Source organism: Acinetobacter sp. YH01019, from assembly GCF_013420285.1.
GTDB lineage: Bacteria > Pseudomonadota > Gammaproteobacteria > Pseudomonadales > Moraxellaceae > Acinetobacter > Acinetobacter gandensis.
Map to the genome: position 1 here is coordinate 44814 of NZ_VOYM01000007.1, position 25713 is coordinate 70526.

Annotated in this window: 27 protein-coding genes, 1 tRNA gene and 1 pseudogene; 21 read left to right on the forward strand and 8 right to left on the reverse strand. The window is 39.9% G+C overall.

The features are described 5' to 3' along the window. The first annotated feature begins 116 nt into the window (after nucleotides 1–116). The 6 genes from pabC to FTT84_RS03285 all read left to right on the forward strand — a co-directional run bounded on the left by pabC (nucleotide 117) and on the right by FTT84_RS03285 (nucleotide 5121). A complete protein-coding gene (pabC, locus tag FTT84_RS03260) occupies nucleotides 117–926 on the forward strand; it encodes an aminodeoxychorismate lyase (protein WP_180079986.1) in 810 nt (269 codons plus the stop codon). A gap of 1 nt (nucleotide 927) precedes the next feature. Further along, on the forward strand, nucleotides 928–1980 hold the full coding sequence (gene mltG, locus FTT84_RS03265) for an endolytic transglycosylase MltG (RefSeq protein WP_180079988.1): 1053 nt from the start codon (nucleotides 928–930) through the stop codon (nucleotides 1978–1980). A 9-nt stretch (nucleotides 1981–1989) separates the two neighbouring features. Next, entirely contained in the window at nucleotides 1990–2595 is a 606-nt protein-coding gene (tmk, locus tag FTT84_RS03270; RefSeq protein ID WP_067765161.1) for a dTMP kinase, read from the forward strand. A 67-nt stretch (nucleotides 2596–2662) separates the two neighbouring features. After that, nucleotides 2663–3082 (forward strand): PaaI family thioesterase, encoded by a 420-nt coding sequence (locus tag FTT84_RS03275; protein WP_180079990.1) that lies wholly within the window; start codon nucleotides 2663–2665, stop codon nucleotides 3080–3082. A gap of 195 nt (nucleotides 3083–3277) precedes the next feature. Continuing rightward, nucleotides 3278–4243 (forward strand): hypothetical protein, encoded by a 966-nt coding sequence (locus FTT84_RS03280; RefSeq protein ID WP_067765158.1) that lies wholly within the window; start codon nucleotides 3278–3280, stop codon nucleotides 4241–4243. An 11-nt stretch (nucleotides 4244–4254) separates the two neighbouring features. Continuing rightward, nucleotides 4255–5121: a histone deacetylase gene (locus FTT84_RS03285; RefSeq protein ID WP_180079992.1), complete on the forward strand. Its 867-nt coding sequence runs from the start codon at nucleotides 4255–4257 to the stop codon at nucleotides 5119–5121. A 53-nt stretch (nucleotides 5122–5174) separates the two neighbouring features. Here FTT84_RS03285 and nadB read toward each other — a convergent pair whose 3' ends face one another. Next, a complete protein-coding gene (gene nadB / locus FTT84_RS03290) occupies nucleotides 5175–6821 on the reverse strand; it encodes an L-aspartate oxidase (RefSeq protein ID WP_180079994.1) in 1647 nt (548 codons plus the stop codon). Between the two features lie 227 nt (nucleotides 6822–7048). Between nadB and FTT84_RS03295 the strand changes: the two genes are divergently transcribed. The 12 genes from FTT84_RS03295 (at nucleotide 7049) to FTT84_RS03350 (ending at nucleotide 17285) form a co-directional block, all read left to right on the forward strand. Continuing rightward, entirely contained in the window at nucleotides 7049–8431 is a 1383-nt protein-coding gene (locus FTT84_RS03295; protein WP_180079996.1) for a Do family serine endopeptidase, read from the forward strand. A gap of 120 nt (nucleotides 8432–8551) precedes the next feature. Beyond that, nucleotides 8552–9019: a thioesterase family protein gene (locus FTT84_RS03300; protein WP_180079999.1), complete on the forward strand. Its 468-nt coding sequence runs from the start codon at nucleotides 8552–8554 to the stop codon at nucleotides 9017–9019. A 178-nt stretch (nucleotides 9020–9197) separates the two neighbouring features. Then, nucleotides 9198–11015, forward strand: a complete 1818-nt coding sequence (lepA, locus tag FTT84_RS03305; RefSeq protein ID WP_067765150.1) for a translation elongation factor 4 — start codon at nucleotides 9198–9200, stop codon at nucleotides 11013–11015. Nucleotides 11016–11036: 21 nt separating this feature from the next. After that, the gene (gene lepB, locus FTT84_RS03310) at nucleotides 11037–11864 is read left to right on the forward strand and encodes a signal peptidase I (RefSeq protein WP_067765148.1); all 828 of its coding nucleotides are present in this window, start codon (nucleotides 11037–11039) and stop codon (nucleotides 11862–11864) included. 20 nt (nucleotides 11865–11884) lie between these two features. Further along, nucleotides 11885–12256, forward strand: coding sequence for a DUF4845 domain-containing protein (locus tag FTT84_RS03315; RefSeq protein ID WP_067765145.1), 372 nt, complete (start codon nucleotides 11885–11887; stop codon nucleotides 12254–12256). Continuing rightward, nucleotides 12228–12926, forward strand: a complete 699-nt coding sequence (gene rnc, locus FTT84_RS03320; RefSeq protein ID WP_180056894.1) for a ribonuclease III — start codon at nucleotides 12228–12230, stop codon at nucleotides 12924–12926. Before FTT84_RS03315 ends, rnc begins: the two co-directional genes overlap by 29 nt. Beyond that, a complete protein-coding gene (gene era, locus FTT84_RS03325) occupies nucleotides 12926–13954 on the forward strand; it encodes a GTPase Era (RefSeq protein ID WP_067765139.1) in 1029 nt (342 codons plus the stop codon). Before rnc ends, era begins: the two co-directional genes overlap by 1 nt. A 32-nt stretch (nucleotides 13955–13986) precedes the next feature. Continuing rightward, nucleotides 13987–14187 carry an NF038104 family lipoprotein gene (locus FTT84_RS03330; protein WP_067765136.1) on the forward strand — a complete coding sequence of 67 codons (201 nt, stop codon included), beginning with the start codon at nucleotides 13987–13989 and terminating at the stop codon, nucleotides 14185–14187. Nucleotides 14188–14195: 8 nt separating this feature from the next. Next, entirely contained in the window at nucleotides 14196–14912 is a 717-nt protein-coding gene (locus tag FTT84_RS03335; protein WP_171256693.1) for a DNA repair protein RecO, read from the forward strand. Between the two features lie 9 nt (nucleotides 14913–14921). Beyond that, the gene (pdxJ, locus tag FTT84_RS03340; protein WP_180080001.1) at nucleotides 14922–15647 is read left to right on the forward strand and encodes a pyridoxine 5'-phosphate synthase; all 726 of its coding nucleotides are present in this window, start codon (nucleotides 14922–14924) and stop codon (nucleotides 15645–15647) included. Nucleotides 15648–15661: 14 nt separating this feature from the next. After that, nucleotides 15662–16315 carry a tRNA-(ms[2]io[6]A)-hydroxylase gene (locus FTT84_RS03345; RefSeq protein ID WP_180080003.1) on the forward strand — a complete coding sequence of 218 codons (654 nt, stop codon included), beginning with the start codon at nucleotides 15662–15664 and terminating at the stop codon, nucleotides 16313–16315. 145 nt (nucleotides 16316–16460) lie between these two features. Beyond that, nucleotides 16461–17285 carry a DUF4198 domain-containing protein gene (locus FTT84_RS03350; protein WP_180080005.1) on the forward strand — a complete coding sequence of 275 codons (825 nt, stop codon included), beginning with the start codon at nucleotides 16461–16463 and terminating at the stop codon, nucleotides 17283–17285. Between the two features lie 51 nt (nucleotides 17286–17336). Here FTT84_RS03350 and FTT84_RS03355 read toward each other — a convergent pair whose 3' ends face one another. Continuing rightward, nucleotides 17337–18404 carry a hypothetical protein gene (locus tag FTT84_RS03355; protein ID WP_180080007.1) on the reverse strand — a complete coding sequence of 356 codons (1068 nt, stop codon included), beginning with the start codon at nucleotides 18402–18404 and terminating at the stop codon, nucleotides 17337–17339. Between the two features lie 107 nt (nucleotides 18405–18511). After that, nucleotides 18512–18587 (reverse strand) — tRNA-Asn (locus FTT84_RS03360). A gap of 251 nt (nucleotides 18588–18838) precedes the next feature. On the opposite strand from FTT84_RS03360, the gene FTT84_RS03365 reads away from it, so the two are divergent. Further along, nucleotides 18839–19297: a hypothetical protein gene (locus FTT84_RS03365; protein WP_067765117.1), complete on the forward strand. Its 459-nt coding sequence runs from the start codon at nucleotides 18839–18841 to the stop codon at nucleotides 19295–19297. Between the two features lie 60 nt (nucleotides 19298–19357). Here the strand turns inward: FTT84_RS03365 and FTT84_RS03370 are convergent, their stop codons facing one another. The 3 genes from FTT84_RS03370 to map form a co-directional block, all read right to left on the reverse strand. Next, entirely contained in the window at nucleotides 19358–19792 is a 435-nt protein-coding gene (locus FTT84_RS03370) for a PaaI family thioesterase (RefSeq protein ID WP_180058248.1), read from the reverse strand. A 326-nt stretch (nucleotides 19793–20118) separates the two neighbouring features. Beyond that, nucleotides 20119–21345 (reverse strand): pyridoxal phosphate-dependent aminotransferase, encoded by a 1227-nt coding sequence (locus FTT84_RS03375; protein ID WP_067765111.1) that lies wholly within the window; start codon nucleotides 21343–21345, stop codon nucleotides 20119–20121. A 273-nt stretch (nucleotides 21346–21618) separates the two neighbouring features. Then, nucleotides 21619–22446, reverse strand: coding sequence for a type I methionyl aminopeptidase (gene map / locus FTT84_RS03380; RefSeq protein ID WP_067765108.1), 828 nt, complete (start codon nucleotides 22444–22446; stop codon nucleotides 21619–21621). A 207-nt stretch (nucleotides 22447–22653) separates the two neighbouring features. Between map and rpsB the strand changes: the two genes are divergently transcribed. Then, nucleotides 22654–23403 carry a 30S ribosomal protein S2 gene (gene rpsB / locus FTT84_RS03385; RefSeq protein WP_067765106.1) on the forward strand — a complete coding sequence of 250 codons (750 nt, stop codon included), beginning with the start codon at nucleotides 22654–22656 and terminating at the stop codon, nucleotides 23401–23403. A 141-nt stretch (nucleotides 23404–23544) separates the two neighbouring features. Continuing rightward, complete coding sequence (tsf, locus tag FTT84_RS03390) at nucleotides 23545–24420, forward strand: translation elongation factor Ts (protein ID WP_067765103.1); 876 nt, start codon at nucleotides 23545–23547, stop codon at nucleotides 24418–24420. Between the two features lie 130 nt (nucleotides 24421–24550). Here the strand turns inward: tsf and FTT84_RS03395 are convergent. Then, nucleotides 24551–24778, reverse strand: a pseudogene (locus tag FTT84_RS03395) (transposase domain-containing protein); the annotation flags it as partial. Nucleotides 24779–24882: 104 nt separating this feature from the next. Continuing rightward, on the reverse strand, nucleotides 24883–25713 hold an 831-nt coding region (locus FTT84_RS03400), incomplete at its 5' end, for a group II intron maturase-specific domain-containing protein (RefSeq protein ID WP_306670105.1).

Below are 25713 nucleotides of genomic sequence, written 5' to 3' on the forward strand. Positions count from 1 at the left end.
ATCTGTAGTTTTTATGCAGAAAAAATAATAAAAAAAGAATTTAATATGACCAAAAAAGAAATACATTTGTCTTCGTAATTTTTTAAACTAGGCAGATTGAATTGGGATAACGCGCTATGCAGTGTTTTAAAAATACCCAGCAAATTGAACATATTGATTTGCTAGATCGAGCATTTCATTATGGTGATGGCTGCTTTACTACAGCACGTATTCGTCAGGGTCAGATTGAACTGTGGCCCTTACATTTAGCACGTTTAAAGCTGAGTAATGAACGTTTAAAGCTAAGTGCCAATTTAGACTTGATTGAACAAACACTAAAACTGCTGCGCAAAAGTGATGCGGTCAATGGCACAATTAAAATCGTGCTGAGTCGAGGTGAGGGGCAGCGTGGTTACAGCTTGCCTGATCATCCTGCTGATGTATGGGTATTTTATTATCCTAAAAAGGTAGATGATTTTAATTATGACATTGTTGATAGTGGCATCCTTCAACAGGCAATTGGTTTAACCATGCCTAATTTGGTCGGGTTAAAGTCTTTAAACCGTTTAGAACAAGTCATGCTTAAAGCGGAACTAGATGAAAAGGGCTGGTTAGAAGCATTGGTGACCGATGTGCAGGGTTCAGTTGTTGAAGGTGTGAGCAGTAATTGTTTTATTCATACAAATGAAGGATGGATCACGCCTGAACTTGGTTATAATGGTGTGCATGGAGTCATGCGGGCAGAAATTCTGAAACGTATGCAACAACATGGTATAAATTGCACACAGCGCTATATTTATATGGACGAAATTGCTGATTTTAAAAGCGTATTCTTCTGTAATGCACTGAGTCCAATGAAAATTGCATCAACTCTGAATGGGGTTGTATTAGATGTTCAAACTTGTATTGAACTTTTCCAGACGCTTCAATTAAATCAGATTCATTAATATGTCCGCTGCCTCGAAAAAATCCAATAAGAAAAAGCCTGTGAAGACAGGTTTTCCTTTGAAAGCTATCTTTGTTGTTTTGGTTGGCGTTGTGCTTTTGCTTGCCATGCTATTGTGGTCAAGCCTGTTTAAAGCATATCCTATCGACGGTAAGAAACAGATGTTAGCCATTGGAACTGGTGACACTTATTCTGGATTTATCGACCGTCTAGCAAAGGACAAACAGGTAAGCTTCCCGATCATTTTAAAGCTGTATCAAAAAATCATGATTAATGACACCTTAAAAGCAGGTGTGTATGAAATTCATGAAGGCATGAGTGTGCGTGATGTGATGGAGTTGATTTCGAACTCTGAAAATGCACAAATGAATCGTATTTTAGTGATTGAAGGGACGACCTTTAAGCAACTGATTGATGCATTGAAAAGTGATCCATTGGTAACGCATGACATTAGCAATCTGCCTTATTCAAAGATTTTGCAGGAACTGGGTATTCCATATTCACACCCAGAGGGTTTATTTGCTCCGAATACTTATTTCTTTGCCAAAGGTGAGTCTGATCGTAAAATTTTAAAAGATTTGTACCAACGTCAAATGAAATCGCTTGATCAAGCCTGGGCAAATCGTGCTAATGATTTACCGTATAAAGATAAATATGAAGCCTTGATCATGGCGTCGATTATTGAAAAAGAAACCAGTATTGATAGTGAGCTTGAACAAGTGTCTGGTGTATTTGTGCGTCGTCTCAAACAAGGGATGCGTTTGCAAACAGATCCAACTGTGATTTACGGTATGGGCAATAAGTACAACGGTAATATTACGCGTCAGGACTTACGTACACCAACAGCCTATAACACTTACACGATTAATGGTTTACCACCAACACCGATTGCTTTGCCGAGTCAAAAAGCCATTGAAGCTGCAATGCATCCTGATTCATCTAACAATGTATATTTTGTTGCAACAGGAAATGGCGGCCATAAATTTAGCAGTAATTTGCAAGACCATAATCGCGCGGTACAAGAATATTTATCTGTAATTCGTGCGAAAAACTAAGGAGTGAGCATGTTTATTAGCTTTGAAGGCACGGAAGGTGTGGGTAAAACTACACTCATTCGTAAATTACATGATCATTTCCAAAATTTGGGTAAAAATGTCGTACTTACACGTGAGCCGGGTGGTACACCTATGGCTGAACAAATTCGTGCATTACTTTTGGCCGTCAATCATGATGAAGCAATGAGTGATGATACCGAATTGTTGCTTATGTATGCTGCACGTGCGCAGCATTTGGCGCGCGTGATTTTACCGGCATTGGCAGAAAGTAAAATCGTTTTATGTGATCGTTTTGCCGATTCGAGTTTTGCTTATCAATGTGCAGGACGTGGCTTAGATCGTGACAAACTCAACGTCTTAAATGCAAGTTTTGTTGCGCGTATACCCGATATTACTTTTTGGCTTGATGCACCGATAGAAACAGGAATGTTAAGAGCAAGAGAGCGTGGTGCTTTAGACCGTTTTGAGCAAGAGAAAGCAGCTTTCTTTGAGAAAGTAAGATCAGGTTTTGCTGAGATTCATCAAACGCACCCTGAACGAATGAAACGCCTTGACGCAACCCAAACACCTGAGCATGTTTTCCAACAGGCATTATCGCATCTACAGCAGATCTAAAATGCCATAGTATTTGTTAGGCATTTGATTTAAAAATCATTCATAGCAAAAGTTATGGATGATTTTTATGCATGCTACAAAACAGGAGATTATTAATTTCCTTGAAACTGAATTTGCACCAAGTTTAAAGCATTGCACTATCGTAGAAGTTGGTGAAAAGGCTGCCACTTTAATTTGGCATGTGACTGAAAAAGATTTGCGGCCTGGCAATACTGTTTCAGGCCCGACTATGATGACTTTGGCGGACTTTGCATTGTATGTGGCAATACTTGCAGAGATTGGAATTGTCGGACTTGCAGTCACCACAAGTATGAATATTAACTTTTTAAGAAAGCCTGAGGCGAATAAAGACTTGCGGGGAGAATGTCGATTACTTAAGGTCGGTAAAAGCATCATTTATGGTGAGGTATTGGTTTATTCAGAGGGTGTTGAAGAGCCTGTGGCTCATATTACCGGTAGCTATTCGATTCCTCCGCAGCGACATTGAACTGAAAATATGCAGTTGATCCATTACATTGGATTAAAATGCAGCAGTCTGTCTAAATAAATTGTGCATTGGTTGGTGAATTTTCTGCGTAGTGTATTTTTATTTGCATAATTTCAAAAGCTTAGTAGAAATCAATCAACTCATAAGTGCTGTTTTAAATCTATAATTGAATCACAGATTTGATTGGTTAAATACATGACTGCTACTGCACATGAAGTTGTTCGGCTCTTTCAGGATCATGCATATCCTTTGTCAGAAAAATTGACAGAAATGCTGAATGAGCATTACTCACATCAAACTGAACGACGTGGCTGTGGCTATACCCAAGCCACACGTGTGTTAGCTGAATATATTAATGTGCCGCGCGTATCACATGAATTTCAAGATCTTAAACTTTTTGATCAATATGACACGCACGGTTTACGCAAAATTTTAGATCAAAGTCGTGCATATCATGTAGATTTGTCAAGTTGGCGTAATCTGGATTTGAATCAAAATATTCAGCAATTGAATCAATCTGAACAAGCTACAGAATTTTGCGATGTTTTAGAGAAAGAATTACGTCTCCAAAAAAGTTTGCGTCAAATCCAGCAACATGCAAATTTAGAAGAAAGTCAGCTTATTTGTTCCTTGATTGAAGATGTGATTTTGCCAAAATCCCCGATTGAAAACCAAATTGTTGAAGTGCAAGCACTGGTTGATAAGCCAAAAGTTGGCTCATGTCCAATGGCTGAAAATTTCTTTTTAAAAATCGCACATCGACGTGTATTACGTAACGGTGAAATTAATATTTTTGTAGATGTACACGGTCAGCCCATATTTATGGAAAAATTAAATATGGGGGATAACCATTCTTGTATCAGTTTGAAACCTGTACTCATGAATGGTGTTCGTATTCCAGCAGGTTCACTTTTTTCCGTGAGTTATGATGCTGAACAATTAGTTGAAAAACGACAAAATCGGGAGTTTAAAGGTTTTGTGATTCCTTATCAGGCCATTTCTGGTTGGTGGTTTTTACGCTTAACGACTTTGGCCGTGTCGCCACAAAATCGAAAACGTGCATTCAGCACGCATTTTCAGCAGCAAGTGGATAATGGTCTGTATAGTCCAGGTACGACTGAGCTCCAGCAATTAATAGATGTGGCAATAGCGCAACTTTGAGTGTTTCCATCATGTTAGATGTATGCTTTTCGCCAAAATATTTTGCTCATACCCATACCAATAGTATGGAAAAATTATTAGCAGTTGGAACAGCTTTAGAACAATGTCAGAACATCCGAATATATGAACCTGAGTGTATTGACGCTGAAATTTTAAGCCAAGTGCATGATCCTGTTTATGTGGACGCATTTATGACAGGGAAGCCCACTAAGCTTGCGACCTTTTCAGGCTTTAAGCCTTGGAATACCCAGCTTAGAGATGCAGTGCTGAGAATCAATGCAGGGCAGTTGATGGCAGCAGAAATGGCTTTGCAAAAAGGCATTGCAGCAAATGTTGCACAGGGTTTTCATCATGCAGTGTATGAATACGGTGGATCATTTTGCACATTCAATGGTTTGGCTTTGGTGGCACAGCAGAATCCGAATAAAAAAATCTTTGTACTCGATTGCGATCAACATGGGGGGAATGGCACAGCTGAGTTTACAAGACGGTTAGAGAACCTTTTTAATTTTAGTATTTATGGGCTACATTTTGGTTGTCCCACTTATGAACGTTCTTTAACACGGCATGTGCATAAAGATCGTGGAAATTTCGCACAATATACTTTGGCTATACATGAAGGAATACAGCAAGCTAAAGCATGGGGTGCAGATTTAATTATTTATCAAGCAGGGATGGATTGTCATCAAGCTGACCCTTTTGGCTCATCATGGTTTAGCACCACTTTGATACAAAAACGCGAAGAAATGGTTTTTAACTTGGCTAAACGTGCAGATATACCGTTGATGTTTGTATTGGCTGGGGGCTATCAGAATATGGATGATCTGGTAAATCTGCACTTAGAAACTTTCAAAGCTGCGCTACATATTTATGGATAGTAAAATCAAAAAAAGCCGACATAATGTGCGGCTTCTTTTTTGATTTAAAAGTTTTAAGAGACTAACTCAGTATTTACTACAGGGCAATCAACCGTGAAATCAGGTGGTGTTAACACTGTTTTACGCAGTTCATCTGCTTGTTCTGGATAATCCAAAGTAAAATGTAAGCCACGTGATTCTTTACGTTCCATGGCACAGCGAACAATCATTTCTGATACCAAGACTAAATTGCGTAATTCAATTAAGTTTTTGCTGACTTGATAATCTTGATAGTACTCGGTGATTTCACGCTTAAGCATTTCAATGCGGTGTAGGGCACGTTGGAGGCGCTTTGTAGTACGAACAATACCGACGTAATTCCACATGGTTTGGCGTAATTCATCCCAGTTTTGCAAAATCACCACATCTTCATCTGGATTGGTTACTTGTGAATCATCCCATGCCGGTATTGTAGATATTGGTTGATCTGCTTTAAAATTTTCCTGAATATGTTTTGCTGCGCTCATGCCATAAACAAAGCATTCAAGTAAAGAGTTACTGGCCATTCGATTGGCACCATGAAGTCCGGTATAGGACGTTTCGCCAATCGCATACAAACCTGAAATGTCAGTTTGACTGTTCTCGTCGACAACGACACCGCCACAAGTGTAATGTGCTGCAGGAACTACAGGAATCATCTCTTTGGTAATATCGATACCTAATTCGAGTAAGCGTGCATACAGTGTTGGAAAGTGTTCTGTAATAAATTCAGCGGGTTGATGGGTAATGTCTAGCCATACATGGCGAATACCAAGACGTTTAATTTCATAGTCAATCGCACGCGCCACAATATCCCGTGGGGCAAGTTCAGCACGTTCATCAAAACGTAGCATAAAACGTTCACCATCTGGTAGACGTAAATATGCACCTTCACCGCGCATGGCTTCGGTAATTAAGAAAGAGCGTGCTTGCGGGTGATATAAACAGGTTGGATGGAACTGGTTAAACTCCATGTTGGCAACACGGCAACCTGCTCGATAGGCCATGGCAATACCGTCACCAGTCGCAATATCGGGGTTGGATGTATATAAATATGCTTTCATGGCTCCACCACAAGCAAGTGCTGTAAATGGTGCTAGGAAGGTATGTACTTTTTCATTACTTTCATCCAGTGCATACAGGCCAAGGGCACGATTTTCAGCGTGTGGATTCAGCTTTTGACTGGTGATTAAATCGATCGCAATAAAATTTTCAAAGATATGGATATTGGTTTTTTCTTGTGCACGTTCAACCAATGTTGTGGAAATAGCACGACCTGTGGCATCTGCTGCATGAATAATGCGTCGCTGAGAGTGACCGCCTTCACGAGTAAGGTGTAATTGTGCTTGTTCATCTAAGGTAAATTGCACACCTTGATTAAGTAAAAAATCTACTGAAGGTTTTCCACCTTTGACCGTTTGTTTAACTGCATCGAATTCACATAGATGCGCACCTGCAATCATCGTGTCATCAATATGTTGTTCAATCGAATCAGTTTTATCGAGTACTGCAGCTACGCCACCTTGGGCAAAATAGGTACTGGCATCGGTCAGGGTCGATTTTGCAAGTACTGCAATATTGAAATGATCTGGCAGGGAAAGTGCCAAACTTAGGCCTGCACCACCGCTTCCCACAATAATCACATCAAAATGATGTGTAGTGTTTAAATTAGACATGTCCATCAGCTAATTTTAAAAATATCCGATCATCACAACGTTTTTTGATCAAAAAGGCAAGGGCATGAATGTTTAAGAATAATGAAAAATATTCATAGATGTGTAATATTTAAGGAATAATTAAGATAATATTCTTAAGAATTGATCCAACATTTTATTACGAAGCAAAGACTTGCTTTGTGATAAAAACAAACATATTTCAAATGATAAGCACAATTGGGTGAATGCTAAAAATGAACAAATCGTACTTACAAAAAGGATTGTATGCAGCAGTATTTACGGTTGCAACAGCACAGACACAAGCTGCTGGCCCTGTGGATTTTTCGAATTTAGTCGAGCAGGTAAGCCCTGCGGTTGTGAGTGTAAATGTTGTTAAAAAGTTAAGCCAAGAAGAACTATTACAACAGCAGGTTCCTGAAATTTTACGCCGCTTCTTTGGTAATCAGGTCATTATTCCACAACAAAAAGCACCACAAGAAAAAACAGGTTACGGTAGTGCATTCTTTATCAGTAAAGATGGTTATTTATTGACAAATCATCATGTGGTTGAGGATGCGTCTAAAGTTACGATTGTGTTGAATGACCGTCGTGAGATTGATGCAACGGTCGTTGGAAGCGATGAGCGCACTGATGTTGCCTTATTAAAAGTGAATGGTAGTAATTTCCCTGAACTTCGCACAGGCAATGTTGATCGCTTGCGTGTGGGTGAGCCTGTACTTGCGATTGGTTCTCCGTTTGGTTTTGATTATTCGGCATCGGCGGGTATTGTTAGTGCAAAAATGCGTAACATGATGGGGGAAACTTCAGTTCCGTTTATTCAGACCGATGTGGCTTTAAACCCAGGTAACTCAGGTGGTCCGCTTTTTAATCAGTCGGGTGAGGTAGTTGGTGTGAACTCTCGTATTTTTAGTGGTACGGGGGGGTATATGGGCTTGTCATTCTCTATTCCGATTGATGTTGCGATGGATGTAGCAGATCAGTTGAAGAAAAACGGTAAAGTGACGCGTGCATATTTAGGTGTGATGTTGCAAGATGTCGATCGCAATTTGGCGGAATCTTATAATTTGTCAAAACCAGAAGGTTCATTGATTACGCAAGTGGCGCCAAATTCACCTGCTGCCAAAGCCGGTTTTAAAGCGGGTGATGTAATTTTAAAATTCAATGGCACCCCAATTTCACGTACCGGTGAATTACTCAATTACCTAAACCGCGTAGGGCCGAACCAAAAAATTCAATTAGAAGTGTTACGTGATGATAAGCGTCAGAATATTTCTGCAACTTTAATTACAGCACCGGGTGATACACCAGCCAAAGCTGAAGTGACTCCTGTACGTAAAGGACCTGTGATAGGGGTGTCAATTCGCAATCTGACAGCAGATGAAACATCTCGCTTAAAATTAAAAGGTGGGGTGCTCATTCAGGATGTTCGTGCAGGTGGTATTGCAGCACAAGCGCGTATCCAGCCGGGTGATGTCGTCACTCAAATTAATAACAAAGTCGTGAATAACTCTGAAGACTTTGTTAAAGCAGTTTCTGATTTGAAAAATGGCAGTATTGCACGTGTTTCGTTAATCCGTGAAGGGCAAAGCGCCATTGTTGGTATGCGCATTCAGTAATGAGTTACTAAATTAAAACCACTCCAAGCGAGTGGTTTTTTTAACTTTAGTGTTTTTGCAATTTACCCTTAGATAAAAATGAGTAGACTGTGGGACATAGTTTAAAATTTGCAGGACGCTATGAGCGATATCTTTGATTTAAAAATTACAGTTCAAGCTGAACATATCGATACATTAAATCATGTAAATAACGTGGTGTATGTCAGTTGGATGCAAGATGTCGCAACAGCACATATTGAAGCTTTGGGTTTAGGCTTAAAAGAATATATTGAATTGAAGCATGCCATGGTGGCTGTTGAACATCATGTGCAATACCGTAAAGCAGCATTTGAAGGTGAAGAAATCATTTTGCGGACATGGTTGAATGATATCAATGCATTGTATTCGTTTCGGCAGTATGTATTTTATCGCCCTAAAGACAAAGCGATTTTATTTACAGCCAACACCCAGTGGGCGTGTGTAGAAATTGCAACAGGGCGTCCAAAGCGTATGTCTCCGACGTTTACTCAAGCTTATCAACCTTTAGCATCTACAGAAAATCCTATGGATTTTAGTCAGTATGATGATGGTGGAAATAAAGCTGAATAACCTAAACAATACGTATTTTGCCGCATCATTTTTGCAGAATGATGCTCTCTCTAAAAGCTTTGCATTATTTTCGATACTTTGAAAAATCCATCTGCTATAATCCTTCGCAATTTCTATTCGGCTTTTGCTATGCATTAAATATTGATTGCATAGCGCTTTATTTTTTTCAAGGTAGCCCATGGCGCAAGCTAAAAAATCTGTTGATATTAAAAACATTCGTAATTTCTCGATCATTGCGCATATTGATCATGGTAAATCGACGCTAGCGGACCGATTTATTCAAACTTGTGGAGGTCTACAAGATCGTGAAATGCAAGCACAGGTTCTTGATTCTATGGAGCTTGAGCGTGAACGTGGTATTACGATTAAAGCTGCGTCTGTTACCTTGTATTACACGCATCCAAACGGTGAAGAGTATCAACTCAACTTTATTGATACACCAGGACACGTTGACTTCTCTTATGAAGTATCTCGTTCATTGGCTGCGTGTGAAGGTGCTTTATTGGTTGTTGATGCTGCACAAGGTGTTGAAGCTCAATCAGTAGCAAATTGCTATACCGCGATCGAACAGGGCTTGGAAGTTCTGCCTGTATTAAATAAGATTGATTTACCGCAAGCAGAGCCTGAGCGTGTGATTCAAGAAATTGAAGACATTATCGGGATTGAAGCAACTGAAGCACCAACTTGTTCGGCAAAAACAGGTTTGGGGATTGAAGGTGTGCTTGAAACACTAGTCAATGTCATTCCTGCACCGCAAGGTGACCGTGAAGCGCCGTTACAAGCTTTGATTATCGACTCTTGGTTTGATAACTACTTAGGTGTGGTTTCTTTAGTACGTGTGAAAGAAGGTCGTGTGCGTAAAGGCGACAAAATGTTGATGAAATCAACAGGCCAAACGCACATTATTACATCTGTAGGTATCTTCAATCCAAAACATACTGAAACAGGCGTGCTTGAAGCGGGTGAAGTAGGCTTCGTTATTGCTGGTATTAAAGATATTTTTGGTGCACCAGTCGGTGATACCATCACACTTGCAACAACACCAGAAGTTGAAAGCTTACCAGGTTTCAAAAAAGTGAAGCCGCAGGTTTATGCAGGTTTGTTCCCAATTGATGCAAGCGATTTCGAACCATTCCGTGAAGCATTACATAAATTACAAATTAATGACTCGGCTTTATTCTTTGAACCTGAAAGTTCGGATGCTTTAGGTTTTGGTTTCCGCTGCGGCTTCTTAGGTATGCTGCACATGGAAATCGTACAAGAGCGTCTGGAACGTGAATACGATTTAGATCTTATTTCATCTGCACCAACCGTAATTTACGAAGCAGTTATGAAAAATGGTCAAACCATTTATATCGACAGCCCATCTAAAATGCCTGATGGTTCAACGGTTGAAGACTTACGTGAACCAATTGCAGAGTGTCATATCTTAGTGCCTCAAGAATACTTAGGTAATGTCATGACTTTGTGTGTTGAGCGCCGTGGTGTTCAAAAAGATATGAAGTTTATGGCGAACCAAGTATCAATTACCTTTGAAATTCCAATGGCTGAAGTGGTCATGGATTTCTTTGATAAATTGAAATCTTGCTCACGTGGCTTTGCATCATTGGATTATAATTTTGTGCGTTTTGAGTCTTCATCTTTGGTTAAGGTAGATGTGTTAATTAATGGTGATAAGGTTGATGCCTTGGCCATGATTTGCCACCGTCAAGATGCACGCCATCGTGGTATTGCACTTGTGGAAAAAATGAAAGACTTAATTCCACGTCAAATGTTTGATGTTGCGATTCAAGCTGCTATTGGTGCACAAATCATTGCTCGTTCAACTGTCAAAGCGATGCGTAAAAACGTATTGGCGAAATGTTATGGTGGCGACGTATCGCGTAAGAAAAAACTCTTAGCGAAACAAAAAGAAGGTAAGAAACGTATGAAGCAAGTGGGTAGTGTTGAAATCCCACAAGAAGCGTTCCTTGCAGTATTGAAAGTAGACAGATAATAAAAAGAGGTAAATGAGCTCATGGATTTTGATTTTAATTTGATCCTTGTACCTGTCACAGTCATCTTTTTCTTAGTGTGGCTGTTGGATAAATTGGTCTGGAAACAACGACAGACAAAAGGTAAAGGCAATGAAAATGTCATTATCACATGGGCTTATGACTTCTGGCCTGTATTAGCTGTGGTGTTAATTTTGCGTTCATTCTTATATGAACCTTTCAATATTCCATCTGATTCTATGGTTCCAACCCTAGAAACCGGTGATTTTATTGTGGTGAATAAATTTGATTACGGTGTGCGTTTGCCAATTATCAATAAAAAAATTATTGATGTGGGTGAGCCCGAACGTGGTGATGTCATCGTATTTCGCTACCCGCCACAACCAACCATTAGTTACATCAAACGTGTTGTAGGTTTGCCGGGTGATCATATTGTTTATGATCATGGGCAGCTCAGTATTAATGGTCAAAAAGTGGCAAAAGTTCCAGTTGAACTTAGCCGTGAAAAAGATACTTTAGATACGCCTACTGCGATTTATCACAAAGAAACGATGGGTACGCATACATTTACCATGCGTGAACTTGAAGGGGTGAATGTTGCCCGTCAAGCACCATTTATCAACTATGTTGAAAATGGTAAATATTCGACTGAAAATGGTTTATATTGGGAAGTTAAGGTTCCTGAAGGTCACTATTTTGCGATGGGGGATAATCGTGATCAAAGTGCTGACAGTCGTTTCTGGGGTTTTGTACCTGAAGAAAATTTAACTGGACGTGCTTTTTATAAGTGGATGCATAAGGAACCTGGTTTAAAACTACCTTCATTTAGTCGTAATGGTAGTATTGATTAGTCTTACATCAGGAAAATAAAATGAGACATCAACGGGGAACGTCTTATATCGCAATTTTAATTGCGGTGATTGGTTTTGCTTTTTTAGCAAAGGCTTTAATTGCGGTTTGGGGACCGTATGTTGATGACCGCTTGGTTAACAGCGAAATTGAAGCGTTAATGAAGAGTAGTCCTAAAAATATTGCGCCATCTAAATTTGAATCTCAGATGTCTCAGCGTCTAGATATGAATGGTGTGCGTGATTTAAACTTTAAGGATATTGCTCAAGTCACAAATGTAGATGGTCTACAAGTGAAAAAAGATTATGAGATAAGAAAACCTTTCTTATTGAATATTGATATTGTGTTGAAGTTCGAGAAAAGTTTTGATCAAAGCTCAGTCCAAGCTAAATGAAGCTCGTTTAGCAAGTCGTATCGGTTATCAGTTTAAACAACCTGCATTGTTACAACTGGCCTTGACCCACCGATCGGTGAGCCATAAAACCAATTATGAACGTCTAGAATATCTAGGCGACTCATTGTTGGGAATGATAATTGCCAATTATTTGTATCATGCTTATCCGCATGAGAACGAGGGGCGTCTAACGCGTATGCGTGCGACGCTTGTTCGTCAGGAAGCCCTAGGTAAAATCGCCAATGATTTAAAACTGAGCCAAGAATTAATTCTAAGCACAGGTGAATTGAAATCTGGCGGTCATCATCGTGAGTCTATACTGGCGGATACAGTAGAATCGATCATTGGAGCTATCTATGTCGATTGTCAGGATCTCAAAATTTTAGAACCTATTGTTTTGAAATGGTACGTTCCATATTTAGATCATATTGAACCTACTGATCAACTGAAAGACCCTAAATCACGTTTACAAGAGTATTTACAAGCACGTAAAAAACCTCTCCCGGTTTACGAGGTTGTAGATATTCAGGGTGACGCACCAAATCAACATTTCAAAGTGGAATGTACCGTGGTGGGTCTGCCTGTTAAATACGGTGAAGGATCAAGCCGTCGCTTTGCTGAGCAAGCAGTAGCGGCAGAAATCTTAGAAATTTTGGAGAAAAAGTCTTAATGACTACTCATTCCGATCACGTTGATGCTGATCACGAGTCGCAAGGCGACAGTAACGATTTAATTAGCCAGTTCTTTAGTGCACAAGGCACGGAAATTCCGGCAGATTTTAAGAGTGGTTTTGTAGCGATCGTCGGTCGTCCAAACGTAGGTAAGTCGACCTTAATGAACCATATTTTGGGTCAAAAACTTTCGATTACCTCGCGTAAGCCACAAACCACACGTCATAAAATTGTGGGTATTGATTCACGTGAAAAATCTCAGGCAGTATTTGTAGATACTCCAGGGATGCACAAAAAAGAAGTACGTGCCATCAATAAAATGATGAATCGTGCAGCGCACTCAGCACTTCGCGACGTGAATTTAGTTCTGTTTGTAATTGATGCAGACAAATGGACACAGAATGATGATTTGGTCCTTGAAAAGCTAAAAAATGCTGATATGCCTGTGATTCTAGTGATCAATAAAATTGATACGCTAGAAAACAAAAACCATGCATTACCTTTAATACAAGAACGCGCAAAATTGATGAATTTTGCAGAAATTGTTCCAGTTTCAGCACTTCGTGGTGCGAATTTGGATCATTTGCGTAGCACGATTGAAAAATATTTGCCGTTCCAACCGCCGTTGTATTCACTTGAGCAATTAACGGATCGTTCAGAGCGCTTCCTTGCTTCTGAAATTATTCGCGAAAAAATCATGCGTCAATTGGGTGAGGAACTTCCTTATGATTTAACCGTTCAAATTGAATCATTTAAGACGGAAGAAGCAACAGTTAACCCGAAAACGGGTCGTCCTAAAGCTGCATGTACCTATATCGATGCGACTATTTTTGTTGATCGCTCTGGTCAAAAGGCAATTGTGATTGGTGAAAAGGGCGCCAAGCTGAAGAAAATTGGCATGGATGCGCGTGTTGATATGGAAAAAATGTTCGAACAAAAGATCATGCTGACACTTTGGGTAAAAGTTAAAGGTGGTTGGTCTGATGATGAACGTGCATTGAAAAGCTTGGGCTATAGTGATATCTAATCACTAAGCATAGAAACTTTGAGGGAAGAGTAATGATGAAAGTCTTGGCTGTTGTAGCATGTGTTTTGTTTCTACAAGGGTGTATTCATAAGATCGTTACTGTTCCTGTCAAAGTGGCTTATAAGACGACAAAGGGTGTTGTCAAAGGTACAGCAGCAGTTGTAGGTGCGGTCATTCCCGATGGGGATGATGAAAATGAAGAAGAATCTGATAAGAAAAAAAATAAGGATTAACTATTTAAATCATGCGTAATGAAGTACTGCATGGTTATTTAATTCACCATCGTAAATACCGCGAAAAAAGTCACATTGTGCATTTGTTCACACAGGAGCATGGCCGTGTGGATGGCATTTTGCGACAAACTCCGCCACCCCAATACCAACCAATTTGTGTGCAGGCATCGGGTAAGTCTGAACTGAAAAACTTCAGTAAACTAGAAATCGTAAATAAGCCTATATTTTTTTATGGCGATGCGTTTTTTTCTGGTTTTTATTTAAATGAAGTTTTACTTCGACTTTGTCCACTTGAAGTTGAAATGCCGCAAACATTTTTACAATATGCGAAAACGCTTGCGCAATTACAAACGATGTCTGAACAGGCTCAGCCGGATGTATTTTTAAGACAGATTTTAAGGCAGTTTGAGCATGAATTGCTTGAAGAACTCGGTTTTCCTTTAGATTATTCTATGGATGCAAATCAACAGGAAATACAGCCAAATGAACACTATCACTTTCAATTAAATGATGGCTTCCAGCCAATTATAAAACCATCTCGTGCCTCATTGTTGGGGCAACATATTTTAAGTATGTGTAATTATGAAAAGGGTGGGGAATTTAGCCCTGAACAGTTACAATTACTCTCTAAGCTCTATCGACAAATGATCACGTCTCTGTTGGGAGATCGGCCGTTAAAAAGCCGTCAGTTGTGGATTCAAAATTCTCAAATTCAACGTCATTAGGAAATTATTATGGCTGCTTTACTTGGTGTGAATATTGACCATGTGGCTACTTTACGTCAGGCGCGTGGAACGACTTATCCAGATCCTGTGAATGCAGCACTGATTTGTGAGCAAGCTGGTGCAGAAGGCATTACATTGCATTTACGTGAAGATCGTCGTCATATTCAAGATGATGATGTACGTCGTATGCGTCCAGTGCTTAAGACCCATATGAATCTTGAGATGGCTGTGACACCTGAAATGGTGGAATTCGCTAAGGAAATTAAACCGCATTATGTTTGTTTTGTTCCTGAAAAACGTCAGGAAGTGACGACTGAAGGTGGTTTAGATGTTGTGGGGCATTTCGAAGATGTCAAACAAGCAACGCAGGCGCTAGCTGCAATTGGCTGTGAAGTGTCGTTATTTATTGATGCTGATATTGCGCAGATTGATGCCGCAATTGCTTGTGGTGCACCTACTATCGAATTGCATACAGGTGCTTATGCGGATGCTGAAACGGCTGAAGCACAGCAACATGAACTTGAGCGTATTATCGCTGGTGCGGAATATGCTGCTGCTAAAGGCTTAATTGTCAATGCAGGCCATGGTTTAAATTTGGAAAATGTCACTGCGATTGCCAAAATTCCACAAATTCATGAATTGAATATTGGTCATTCCATTATTGCGGATGCAGTGTTTATTGGTTTGGCGCAAGCTGTACAGCAAATGAAAGCTGCAATTAAAGCTGCACGTTAATTTAAGTAAAGTCTATGTCGAATATTGATTACGATGCTCTGATGAGGCCAGTCATTGGCTTCTTGGGCTGTGAAACACCTAAAGCGTGGTTAGATGAAGCGCTGAACAACTTGGATATCCTCATGCAGGATCACGCCAATTGTGAAAAGAAAGCAGCAAGTACAGCAATGAACTTGATGTTTCGCTATAGCTTTTTTTCGGATTTGCAAATAAAGCTTGCGCAACTGGTGCGTGAAGAAATGTTGCATTATGAGCAAGTTTTAGAATTGATGGCGAAGCGTGGTCAAGAGTGGACTGCAATTAGTGCAGGCCGCTATGCAGGTGGTTTGCGTAAAGAAGTTCGCACTTATGAGCCTGAAGCGCTGATTGATATATTGGTGATCGGAGCTTTTGTTGAAGCGCGTTCTTGCGAGCGTTTTTATGCGCTTGCACCACATGTCGATGAAGAGTTAGGGCGTTACTATCGCTACTTACTGAAATCTGAATCACGTCATTATGAGGATTATCTTGCGCTGGCGATAGATGTTGCAACGACCAATAAGTTGAAAAATCCAAAAGAAGATATTCAAATGCGTATCGAACATATTCGTGAAGTAGAAAAAAACTTGATTAGTTCGCCTGACGAATTATTCCGTTTTCATAGTGGTGTGCCGGCTCAAGCTGCTTAAAGTGTGCTTTTTAGCTTTGTTGGTGAATTAAAAAATCCTCCTTAATGGAGGATTTTTTATACACTTAAAGTAATTAAAAATAAGAATCATTTACAATTACTGGTAGGGAATTTAGAATCAGTAAATTTTTTAATTTTTAGTCATTATGAAACTACAAATCTCTTTACTTGCTTTGGCATTATTTTCTATGGGGCAAGTAAATGCACATTATCCTTATGTTGCACCTTTAAGCTATCAGACGTTTAATAATCATAGTGCAATCGTGTCAGGTTTTTATGACAATCCGTTTGTTTCAGAAATTGCGATTAAAAATTTTAACTTTCATATACATACGCCTTCAGGCGAAAAAATACATTTAAATGATACGGATTGGGCGAAGACTCAGACTTTAAGTAGCTACAGCTTAGAGAACAAGCAAGATGGTACTTATCGCATTCGTGGTATAAAGCAGGGTAGTACGGCACGTTTTGCATTAGATCAAAAGCAATGGAAAAACTTGATTAATGGCACACGTGATATGAATAAAGCTGTGAATGCAAATGTTGTTTATAGCGCAGATTTAACCAAGAAAGCACAAATTAAGACGGTTCAAACTGAAGAAATTATTGAAACTTTTGTGTCGCGTCGAGCAACTACAAATGCAGTCGTTCATCATTTACATGATGGGTTTGATGTGCAATTTATCACTCATCCGAATGCTATACAGCAGGATCAAGCTGCACAATTTAAAGTTTTAGATCAAAAGAAACCAATAGCAGACTTGGCTGTTGAAATTTTGGTTCAAACAACTGATTTTAGTCGCGAAGCCAAAGTTTATAAAACATTGAAGACTGACAAAGATGGAATGTTAAATTTTAATATTGCCGATAAAGGTCAATATTTATTAAAAATAGACTATCAACAGCCTTTTGAAAACAAAGGAAATGATTTGAAACGCTATAAATATACGTTGAGTTTTAATGTGATTTAAACAAAAAAAGCCCTTCATGTTGAAGGGCTTTTTTGCATAGAGAATTATGCTTCATTGCTTTCTAAAAAATACATGGATAGGCCGATAATTAGAATTAAGCCAGTTTGGGTAAAAAAAGGCTTTATTAAAACCATCATAATATTGCTGAGCATAGCCTGCAATAATTAAATAGCCACTGAGATAAAGTAAGCGATAGTAGCGATTTTCAAAACAATAACAGACACTGGCAAAGCATAGAATTAAGCAGCCAATCACCATATATTGGATATCCCAAATGATTGTGTTTATGGCGAAGAGCAACGCTGCGAGGCCGCCTATTGTTAAATTTCGAAGGCTTTCAAAACCTTGATAAACATGTATGAGAGCAAAGATAAATAGCGGTAAAAGTGCAAGTAGATATTTGAACTTCACACTGCCTTGTTCATTAAGCATAAAACTTTGTTGTTGCTCAACAATAGGGTTTGTGCTGAATGTTAATCTTAACCACTGTATGCTTAAGTGCTCAGGAATATTGCCTTTTACAATGAATTTGAGTGTGGCATTCGGCGGAATAATATAATTTTCTTGAAAGTGATGGCCGTAGAAAATCCAAGACTTATTGGTATTTAAGGTGTGATACTCAGTTTTTTCTTTGGTAGAAATATTGAAAATTTGACCTTCTGCATGCAGTCCGGCTTTCATACAAGGGCTTTCGTTGTTGTCTAAAATACAAATGGGTAAGACAGCAATTTCAAGGTCTTTTCGTGTTTGTTGTTGACCAGCGAAGTCGATGTAAACATAAAGTTGATCAGTTTGGTTTTGCAGGGAAATAGCTGGGCTAGACCAAAACGCACCAGCAGTCATCTGTTCTAATGCAGGATTAGACTCATCGAAACTAAAATTATCATCACTAATTTGTACAGCTGGAATTTGCCATTGCTGATTGCTATTAATCAGTGAGTTGGTCTCGCTCTCGTATAAGCTTGGCGGTGTAGCAAGGTGTTGTTCAATTTCACTTTTAGGTGTGCAACTCACCAAATATATTGCGAAAGGGCAAAATAGAATAATCAGAAAAATGAATGCAGTGAGATATTGTTTAAGCGCTCGCTTATTTGATTCGGCATCAACGTGTATGAACATTTTTATTCTAATGACTATGATTTGCAGAGTATAAATTAGTCTGCAAATAAATCTATCACTAAATTTAAGGCATTAAAAAAGCCCATTTAAAAATGGGCTTTAGAATTTGGCTCTCCAACCTGGGCTCGAACCAGGGACCTGCGGATTAACAGTCCGTCGCTCTACCGACTGAGCTATTGGAGAATCTGAATGCGATTATAAGCAGATTTACAGGGGGGTCAAGTTAAAAATATTCATAAAGACAGAATTGGTGATCGAGTGTTTCTTATTTGAACAAAAAAACTAAATTTTAAGAAAAATGGCTTTTGATGCTTGCAAAGAAAAAAATCAGTTGTTAGTCTGAATCTAACAACAGAGCGTTTAAGCCTAAGCTTAAACAGTGTGGATTTAAACCCAACTTGCCAGCACTAAAATGGCTAAACAGGAGAAAGCGAATGAATACGCTTACTATTTCTCAAATTTTCTCAAACTTTTCTTTCTATCAAGAAAACTATCTTTCAATTATTGCTGATCACAATCAATATCAAACACCCGTGGAAGGTTCGTATGTGAACGTCTGGCCATTAGGCTTACGTGAGTTGGTTTTGGGCGATCTACTGCAATTGTGGTTTAGTGAAAAATGGTTAGTGAATTCACCATGTCATTTACGCTTTGAGCACAAAGACGATGGTCGACGTATTCCTCTACAACGTGATCATGACTTGTATTTGTTTCAACTTGCGGGTAGTGCGCTTTCTGGGTCTAATCGATCTAAAGTGTGGTCGATTTCAGAGCAAAAAGTGCTTACGGTTGAGCTTGATAGCGCATTGAAATATTACTGCTTCCAAAAGGGTAGTAATCGAATTGATTTAACTAAAACTCAACTGTTACGTGCTTTACATTCAGCAATTTAATGCGCATATAGGTGTTTATATTTAAATATTGCTCGCATAAATATGCGAGCAAATGAAACTTTAAGCACGGATAATCATGCATGTCGCTGTTGCATGAGCATATATCTTTCCATTGTTATCCATAATTCTGCCTTCTGAAATTGCTAAATTTTTGCTGATATTAATTAAATGGCCTATTGCGGTTAAATCTTGATTTTTAGGGATAGGTCTACACATTTTTATATTGAGATCAATGGTGCCATAGCCTATACCAGCTTCTAATGCTGAGTGTACGACACACCCTGTAACTGTATCTAAGACTGTTGCTGCAAAGCCACCATGCACACCACCAAGTGGATTTAAATGGCGCTGATCGGCTTTTACAACAAACTCTACATTACCTTGTTCAATCTTTTTGGGTTGCATTGGAATAATTTCACTAATGCTTGCAGGTGGAATTTGGCCTTGCATCATTGCCTTTAAAATTTCGAGTCCAGTCATTTCTTTGATGTTCATTGGTATATCTCTGGATAGGTTAGTTTTGTGGTTGTTTTGGGTTCTAAAATGGAACTTATTTAATTAACATAGCTGAAAACGTAAAAAGAATGCAAACCAAAGATTTGAATATGAAGGTTAGTTTTAGGTTTTATCGTTTGGCTTTTAATATTTAAGTCGATTTGAAGGAAGTCAAATGGGCTGGATGAGCTTTGTTATTTAGTTTGAACCGCGAAAAAAATTGATCAAAAGCGTGTTGAAGTGAAGCGTATTAATTTATTCTTTTGATGAGTATAAAAAACCCGCGATATTCGCGGGTTTTTTAAATCTAGCTTTTTAAAAGCAGATTATTTTTCAGCAGCAATGGAAGCAATCGCAGCGTCAACGCCTTCGATTGAATCAGCAGCTTTTTTGATACGAGCAAGCGCATCAACAAGCACTTCGTCAGCAGTTGCATATGAAATACGCATGTAGCCACCAAGACCGAACGCATCACCAGGAACAACTGCAACACCAGTTTCTTCCAATAACCATGCAGAGAATTCTGTGCAAGATTTTAAACCTTTCGCACGAATCAATGGGCGAATGTTTGCATATGCATAGAATGCACCATCAGCTGGAAGGCAAGTAATACCGTTGATGTCGTTCAAACCTTTTACAACTAAGTCGTGACGACGTTTGAATGCTTCAATCATTGGCTCAAGAACGTCTTGAGGGCCATTTAATGCAGCTTCTGCAGCAACTTGTGAAATAGAAGTTGGGTTTGAAGTTGATTGAGATTGGATTTTTTTCATCGCACCGATCAGTTTTGCAGGACCCGCTGCATAGCCAATACGCCAGCCAGTCATTGCATAAGCTTTAGATACACCGTTAAGAACGATCACACGGTCGTAAAGGTCTGGTGCAACAGTTGCGATGTTGTAGAATTCGTCGTCCCAACGGATTGGTTCGTACATATCATCAGAAGCAACAAGAACTTCAGGGTATTTACGAAGTACGTCAGCTAAAGCTTCTAATTCAGCTTTAGTGTAGATCATACCTGTTGGATTTGAAGGGCTGTTTAATACTACTAAACGAGTTTTGTCAGTAATTGCAGCTTCTAATTGAGCAGGAGTGATTTTGAAACGTTGTTCTTCGCCACATTTTACAATTACAGGCACGCCTTCAGCGATAATCACCATGTCAGGGTAGCTTACCCAGTAAGGTGCAGGAATAATTACTTCATCACCTTTGTTTAACAAAGCAAGTGCCAAGTTAAAGAAAGATTGTTTACCACCACAAGAAACCAAGATTTGGTTCGCAGCGTATTCAAGATTATTGTCACGTTTTAATTTAGCAATAATTGCTTTTTTAAGACCTGGAGTACCGTCAACAGCTGTATATTTTGTAAAGCCATTGTTGATAGCAGCAATTGCAGCATCTTTGATGTGTTGTGGGGTATCGAAATCCGGTTCACCTGCGCCTAAACCAATTACGTTTTTACCAGCAGCTTTAAGTTCAGCAGCTTTGTTAGTAACAGCAAGTGTAGGGGACGGTTTGATGCTATTTACACGATCAGACAGACGTACGTCCACGGCAGTATTCCTTCTTATAGGGATTAAAAAATAAAAAAGCACACTATCTTAGCTTAATTGCACCGTAATGGGGAGCGAAAAAAGCACCAATATGCAAAAAATTAGCGGATTCATTAAAAAGATTTACAAAGTTTAATTTAGATACGCAGGTGATTTATTTTATTCAAATTATTGGAGTATTTATTTAAAAGAACGTAATCATTTACAAACAACAGAAAAGACCATCAAAGTAGATGGTCTTCATTATATCTATTTAAAAATAAAACGCTTTGATTATTGAACGAAGCGAGATAGGTCTTCATCAGGGCGAGCAGTAAGTACTTCTACACCATTTTTTGTTACAAGTAGTGTGTGTTCATACTGTGCTGACAAGCTATGATCTTTAGTGACCACAGTCCATTTGTCGCCAAGAAGTTTAGTTTTCCAGTCACCACCATTGACCATTGGTTCAATGGTGAATGTCATACCTTCTTCTAAGATCATGCCTGTATTTGGTTGACCGTAATGAAGCACTTGTGGCTCATCATGGAACACGGTACCAATACCATGGCCACAATATTCACGGACAACACCAAAACGCTCAGACTCAACATATTGTTGAATGGCATTACCAATATCACCCATGGTTGCACCAGGTTTTACTACAGCCATACCGCGGTACATGGCTTCTTGCGCAACTTTACATAAACGGTTGGCTAAAATAGATGTTTCACCGCCTACGATGTACATCATGTTCGTGTCACCGTGGTAGCCATCTTTAATTACGGTTACATCAATATTGAGGATGTCGCCTTTCTTTAATTTTTTAGCATCAGATGGAATACCATGACAGACCACATGGTTCACTGATGTACAGATTACATGTTGGAATGCAGGACGACCAGGTGCTGCACCATAGCCTAAGCAAGCTGGAATAGCTTCTTGTTTATTAACGATATAGTCATGACAAATCGTATCAAGTTCAAGGGTAGTCACACCTGGAACAATATGCGGTTTGATCATATCCAAAACTTCAGCTGCCAACCGACCTGCCACACGCATTTTTTCTATTTCGTCTGGAGTTTTAATTAAACGGCGTGGAGCTTCGTAAGTACTGTTCATGATCTCTAAAAACTTTTGGAAATTTGTATGTGACTATGGTATAAATAGCCGCCCATTTTATCAAATGCTTTTTCGTGAATAAATTTCGCGGGCTTTGTGCGATGGGGCAATAAAATCCGCACATATATCGACACATTTCTCTGGGTGCCTTTTTAGGTGGAGAATGCGGGTATATGGAGGCCTAACCCAAACTTTAAGGTAAAGAAAATGGCAGATTACAACGTAAGCATGCGCGACCTTCTTCAAGCAGGCGCTCACTTCGGTCACCAAACACGTTTTTGGAATCCAAAAATGCGCGAGTACATCTTCGGCGCGCGCAACAAAATTCACATCATCAACCTTGAGCACACTGTTCCTGCGTTAAATGATGCTTTGAACTTTGCTAACAACTTGGCTAGCAAAAAGAACAAAGTTTTGTTCGTTGGTACTAAACGTGCAGCTTCTGCAATCATCCGTGAACAAGCTCAACGTGCTGGCCAACCATATGTTGATCACCGTTGGTTAGGTGGTATGTTGACTAACTGGAAAACTCTTCGTCAGTCAATCAACCGTCTAAAAGACCTTCAAACTCAATCTCAAGATGGCACTTTCGCTAAGCTTACTAAACGTGAAGCTTTAGAACGTACTCGTGAGATGGAAAAACTTGAACGCGGTCTTGGTGGCGTTAAAAACATGGGTGGTTTACCTGACGCATTATTCGTAATCGACGTTGATCACGAAGCAATTGCAATTAAAGAAGCTAAAAACCTTGGTATTCCTGTAATCGGTATCGTTGATACAAACTCTAACCCAGACAACGTAGACTACGTTATCCCTGGTAACGACGATGCGATCCGTGCAGTTACTTTGTATGCTTCTGCTATGGCTGATGCGATTCTTGCTGGTAAAGAATATGCTCAATCACAAGCAAATGCACAAGCTAAAGTTGAAGAAGCTAAAGAAGCTCCTGAGGCTTAATGCGTTTGACGCAAGCTTGTCATTTTTGCGACATGTGATGGTGGCAAAGTAAGCGTCATGTATGCAGACGGCCCAAGAGATAGCTCTGGGCCGTTTCTGTTCTAAAAAGAATTCATTTTCTACCCTATTTAGGAGATTAACATGACTGCAGTTACAGCAAGCATGGTTAAAGAATTGCGTGATCGTACTGGTCTTGCAATGATGGAATGTAAAAAAGCATTGACAGAAGCGGGCGGTGACATCGAATTAGCGATTGATAACCTTCGTAAATCTGGTCAAGCTAAAGCTGCTAAAAAAGCGGGTAACATTGCTGCTGATGGCGCGATCACTATCGCTCAAGAAGGCAACAAAGCAATCCTTTTAGAAGTAAACTGCCAAACTGACTTCGTTGCTAAAGACGAAAACTTTGCTGGTTTCTCTGCTAAAGTTGCTGCTGCTGCTCTTGCTGCTGGCGTAACTGATGCTGCTCAAATCGCTGAATTAAAACTTGAAGACGGCGCTACAGTTGAAGAAACTCGTATTGCTCTTGTTCAAAAAATCGGTGAAAACATCCAAGTTCGTCGTGCTAAAATCGTTGAAGGCGACAACCTTGCTGTTTACAAACACGGTCTTAAAATTGGTGTTGTTGTATCTTATGCAGGTGATGCTGCAACTGGTAAAGGCTTGGCAATGCACATTGCTGCGTTCAACCCAGTAGCTGTAAACGAAGCGGGTGTTTCTGCTGACCTTATCGCTAAAGAAAAAGAAATTGCTGAAGCTAAAGCTTTAGAATCTGGCAAACCTGCTAACATCGTTGAAAAAATGGTGACTGGTTCTGTTCAGAAATACTTGAACGAAGTTGTTCTTGAGAACCAAATGTACGTTATCGATAACGATAAGAAAGTTGCAGACGTTCTTAAATCAACTGGTACAACTGTAGCTCAATTCGTTCGTTTCGAAGTGGGTGAAGGTATTGAGAAAAAAGCTGAACTTTCTTTCGCTGAAGAAGTTGCTGCTGCTCAAGCTGCTGCAAAATAATTTCTGATTATTTGCAAAAAAAAGTCCTCATTTGAGGACTTTTTTTTATTTCAATTTTTTCGGAAATTAATCTAAACAGTTTAATAGTCAAAGTAAAACGTAAGCGTCCGCTGAACCCCATGCCTATTTTTTAATTCGGTTCAGGTTTCCAGCGGTGTGGTAGCAATTCTTCAATCTGAGTCACTTTATGTGTCGGCAACCTTTTCAGCACATCACTTAAATAGGCATACGGATCCAGCCCATTCAGCTTTGCTGACTGGATTAATGTCATGATATTGGCTGCTCGCTGACCGCTGCGCAGCGAACCAGCAAACAGCCAGTTCTTACGTCCCAACGCCCAGGGACGCATCTGATTGTCGGGTAGTCAGACGCAGTTACCTACGTCCAACCCCCTAAGAACCGTGCATGCGAGTTTCCCAGCACACGGCTCAAGCCTCTGCTAAGGCGCCATTCGGCACCCGGTTATACATCGTTGACATTGGCAAACTGAACACTCCTCGGACAATACAGATGGTAAATCTCAAGATTAGCAACTGCATCCGTTCCACCATGACTTAGCTTCACAATATGACGGCTGTGCCATGGTGTATCTTTGGTGACTGGTTTAAGACAGGCGCAGCAGCGACCACCTTGTTTTAGCCACACCCGATACAGCTTGGCTCGCCCCTTTGCGGAGACCAGCATTCTTTTACCCCATCGGGATTCGAAGTACTCATCCCATGCGGGGTCATGAGGGTTAGCAGCAGCCTTGATCTTGATATGTCGCACAATTGGCGTGTCCGAGGCAGACACTAATGTGTATTGTCGCTTCCGACCATCGGCGGACTGTTCATCACATGAGAACACCCATCGACGCGCTCCTTGTACTTTGAAATACCGATCTTTGACCCATCGGAGTGTCTTGCGAGGGTGGCGACGTACAGCCCATCGCCAGAGCATTTCCCACACTGCGTTGTCTACCTGGTTGAAAACCTTCTTGGCAACGACATGACTATGATAGTTGGCCCAACCCCTTAGAATCGGGTTGAGCAAACCGATCAAAGTGGCCTGTCGTGTCGCTTTGTTTGCATTGATTAATGCTCGCAGCTTGTCAAGATGAGCGCTGATGTTTGCCTTTGACGGCTTGATCAGTAGCTTGCCGTTGTACTTACGTACGTTCCAGCCAAGAAAATCGAACCCGTTCCCTATGTGCGTGATTTTGGTCTTTTCCTGAGAGAGCACGAGACCGCGCTGCGCCAGAAATTCAACCACGGCAGGACGAACTTCATTTTCGAGCCACTCTTTAGAATACCC